The organism is Streptomyces albidus (ex Kaewkla and Franco 2022) (genome assembly GCF_013870515.1).
Taxonomy (GTDB): domain Bacteria; phylum Actinomycetota; class Actinomycetes; order Streptomycetales; family Streptomycetaceae; genus Streptomyces; species Streptomyces albidus.
This window is the reverse complement of sequence record NZ_JACBXA010000376.1, coordinates 1-3,943: the sequence shown is the minus strand read 5'-3', so window position 1 is coordinate 3,943 and position 3,943 is coordinate 1. Positions and strand designations below refer to the sequence as shown.

Here is a 3,943-nt window from a genome sequence, read left to right as displayed (position 1 = left end):
ACCGCCGGGGCCCTGGTGCAGCGCGACGCACAGCGACGTCATGGAACCTCTGAGGAAGATCTGGGCGTACAGGTGTACGGATGTGCGGGGTAACGCTTCGACCGTACGGTCCGGCACATCGGCGGACAAGACGCATCCATTGCGCATCAGGACACGTTTCGTTGCGCCTTTCTCAGCGGCAACGGTGATTCGTTGCGCGACCTGGTGCAGGAGGACCGTCCGCTCAGCGCGGCGCCCCCGCGGTGTAGCGGCGCAGCAGCGGCGAGAGGACCAGTACGGACTTGGTCCGTTCCACGAACGCCTCCCCCGCGATGCGCTCCAGCACCTGCTCGAAGTGGCGCATGTCGGAGGCGAAGACCTGCACCACGGCGTCGGCCTCGCCGGTGACGGTGGACGCGGAGGCGACCTCCGGGTAGCGGGCCAGGGCCCTTCGGATGTCTTCGGGCGAGGTCTTGGAGCGGCAGTACATCTCGATGTAGCCCTCGGTCTCCCAGCCCAGCGCCGCCGGGTCCACCCGGACGGTGAACCCGGTGATGGCGCCCTGCTCCCGCAGGCGGTCCACGCGGCGCTTGACGGCGGGGGCGGAGAGGCCGACCTCGGCTCCGATGTCGGCGTAGGAGCGGCGGGCGTCCTCGGCGAGGACGTGGACGATGCGTTCGTCGAGCTCGTTCAGAGGCACTGCGGGTCGGTCACTCCTCCGTGCTCGCGGGCTTGGACGGGGAGTCGTCCGCGGTCGTCAGCCGGGAGCGGCGCATCCCGTACGCGAAGTAGACCACAGTGCCCGCCGCCATCCAGGCGCCGAAGACGACCCAGGTCACGGCGTCGAGGCTGAACATCATCCACAGACACAGGCCGAGCCCGACCAGGGGCAGGAGCGGTGAGGCCGGGACGCGGAAGGACCGCCTCATCGTGGGGCGGGTCCGGCGCAGCACGATCACGGCGATGTTGACCAGACCGAAGGCGAAGAGGGTCCCGATGCTGGTGGCGTCGGCGAGACGGCCGAGCGGCACGGCCGCGGCGAGGGCGCCGCAGAAGAGCGAGACGATGACGGTGTTGGCCCGCGGTGCGCCGCTGCGCGGGTGGACCTTGGAGAAGACCGCCGGCACCAGTCCGTCGCGGGACATGGCGAACAGGATGCGGGTCTGTCCGTACAGCACGGTCAGCACGACGGACGCGATCGCCACGACGGCGCCGAAGGCGAGGAGCGTGGGCCACAGGTCTGCTCCGGTGACGCTGTGCAGGATGCCGGCCAGGGCCGCCTCGCTGCCCTCGAACTTCCGCCAGGGCAGGGCGCCGACCGCGACGGCGGCGACCAGGCAGTAGAGCACGGTGACCAGCACGAGTGAGAGCAGGATGGCGCGTGGCAGGTCGCGTTGCGGGTTCTTGGCCTCCTCCCCCGCCGTGGATGCCGCGTCGAACCCGATGTAGGAGAAGAAGAGGGTGGCGCCTGCCGCGCTGACTCCGGCCATGCCCATCGGCATGAACGGCCGGTAGTTCCCCTCCCGGATGCCCGCGGCCGCCACGGCGCAGAAGAGCAGCAGGGCCAGGATCTTCACCACCACCATGACGGTGTTGGCACGGGCGCTCTCCTTCGCGCCGCCGAGCAGGAAGACCATGGCGAGAAGCACGACGAGGAGCGCGGGGACGTTGAAGAGCCCTCCTTCACCCGGCGGGGCGGAGAGCGCCTGCGGGAGGTTCACGCCGAGGGTGCCTTGCAGCAGTTCGTCGATGTACTGGCCCCATCCGACGGCGACCGCCGCGACGGATACGCCGTACTCCAGCAGCAGGCACCATCCGCACACCCAGGCCACCAGTTCGCCCAAGGTGGCGTAGGCGTAGGAGTAGGAGGAGCCGGCCACGGGGATGCTGCCGGCCAGTTCGGCGTAGGACAGCGCCGAGAACAACGCGGTCAGCCCCGCGATGAGGAAGGAGACGGTGACTGCGGGACCCGCGTCCGGCACGGCTTCGCCGAGTACGACGAAGATGCCCGTGCCGAGCGTCGCCCCGATGCTGATCATCGTCAGCTGCCACAGCCCGAGGCTGCGGCGCAGGTCTCCGCCTGCGCCCTGTCCGCCCTCCGCGACGAGCAACTCCACGGGCTTGCGACGCATCAGCCGCGCGCCGGTGCCCGACGGCCTGCGAGGGGTTTCGGGGACGGGCGGACCTGCGCCCTGATCCAACACGGCAGCGGCCTCCTAGCTGTTGATCACTTTCAGCGCACGACCCTACGAGCTGGTGACACCGCTGTGTAATGCGGGTTCTTTGCGCGTCTGCGGCGATCCGTTGCGTGCTGGAGGCCCACCGGGGCGAATCGTTCAGGCCTAGGGGGTGGCGGGCCCGCGGCCGTCGTCGGCGGGCCGTGCGCGCACCCAGGAGCGGTCGTCGGTGAGATAGGCGTCGACAGTGAGCCCGGCATCGGAGAGCGCCGCTTCGAAGCGGGAGGTGCTGAGGTTGTGCGAGTAGAAGGTCTGCGTCCACTGCGCGTCCTCGAAGGCGTAGCCGATGCAGGTCCTGGAGACCCCCTCCCCCACGGGTTCGATCGAGACGATCGAGATGGTCATGCCCTCCCTGCTCCAGGCGACGCCGGGCTTCAACTTCTCGTTCCTGCCGTCGGGTTCGCGCTGGATGACCACGCAGCCGTCCGCCGCGACGTGCCGGAGGCAGGTACGCAGCAGCCGCGCCCTCAGCGCCTCGTCCGCCGTGTTGACGAGGAAGGAGGTCAGCGTCACCACGTCGAACCGGGCGTCCAGATCCAGGTCCTCGATCGTCGAACGTACGGTGACCGCGCCCGTGCCCTCGATCTGCTCCAGCATCGCGGGGGACTCGTCGACGGCGGTGACGTGGAAGCCCCGTGCGAGAAGCGGCCGGGTCATCCGGCCTGCACCCGCGCCGAGTTCGAGGACTGCGGCGCCGGACGGGACGGCGCCGGCGATGATCTCGGTCTCGCCGTTGTCGGGGAGGCGGGCGTACATCTGCACCGAGCAGCCGTCGGGGGTGAACTCGCCGGGCCCGGTGCCCCTGTGGTCGTCACGCGTGAAGGTCGTCATGACCGCATCGCAGCACTCGCGCGGCACCTCGGGTAGAGATTCGGTTCAGCGCGAAGGCGACCGTCGGTTTCACGACAGCCGCAGGCACCCGGCGGTCCGGAGCAGGGCCCCGGACGGCGTCGGGGGCCCTGGCCGGTCACCAACTGGCGTGCAGGGGCTTGCCTTCCGCGTATCCCGCGGCGCTCTGAACACCCACGACGGCCTTCTCCTCGAACTCCGCGAGAGAGGCCGCACCGGCATACGTGCACGAGGAGCGCACGCCCGCGATGATCGCGTCGATGACGTCCTCGACACCGGGACGCACCGGGTCGATGAACATCCGCGACGTGGAGATGCCCTCCTCGAAGAGGGTCTTGCGGGCGCGGTCGTAGGCCGACTCCTCGCTGGTGCGGTTGCGAACGGCACGGGCCGAGGCCATGCCGTAGGACTCCTTGTACGTACGCCCGTCGGCGGTCTGCTGAATGTCGCCCGGCGACTCGTACGTACCGGCGAACCACGACCCGATCATCACGTTGGAGGCACCCGCCGCCAGCGCCATGGCGACGTCGCGGGGATGCCGCACTCCGCCGTCGGCCCACACGTGCTTGCCGAACTTGCGTGCCTCGGCGGCGCATTCGAGGACGGCGGAGAACTGCGGGCGGCCGACTCCGGTCATCATCCGCGTGGTGCACATGGCGCCCGGTCCGACGCCGACCTTGACGATGTCGGCGCCCGCCTCGATCAGGTCGCGCACACCGTCGGCGGCCACGATGTTCCCGGCGACGACGGGCACTCGGGGGTCGAGGGCGCGCACCGCCCGCAGTGCGTCGATCATGCGCTCCTGGTGACCGTGCGCCGTGTCCACGACGAGGGTGTCGACGCCGGCTTCGAGCAGCGCCTGCGCCTTGCCCGCGACG

At 70.1% G+C, this 3,943-nt stretch carries 4 protein-coding genes; all 4 read right to left on the bottom strand.

All coding sequences use genetic code 11. The features are described 5' to 3' along the window. Window positions 1-223: 223 nt before the first annotated feature. Entirely contained in the window at window positions 224-679 is a 456-nt protein-coding gene (locus H5J26_RS29135) for an Lrp/AsnC family transcriptional regulator (RefSeq protein WP_181768964.1), read from the bottom strand. Between the two features lie 10 nt (window positions 680-689). Continuing rightward, on the bottom strand, window positions 690-2,183 hold the full coding sequence (locus tag H5J26_RS29130) for an amino acid permease (protein ID WP_181768963.1): 1,494 nt from the start codon (window positions 2,181-2,183) through the stop codon (window positions 690-692). Window positions 2,184-2,321: 138 nt separating this feature from the next. Then, a complete protein-coding gene (locus H5J26_RS29125; protein ID WP_181768962.1) occupies window positions 2,322-3,047 on the bottom strand; it encodes a class I SAM-dependent methyltransferase in 726 nt (241 codons plus the stop codon). 136 nt (window positions 3,048-3,183) lie between these two features. Next, window positions 3,184-3,943: IMP dehydrogenase (locus H5J26_RS29120; protein WP_181768961.1), on the bottom strand; the 760-nt coding region annotated here is incomplete at its 5' end.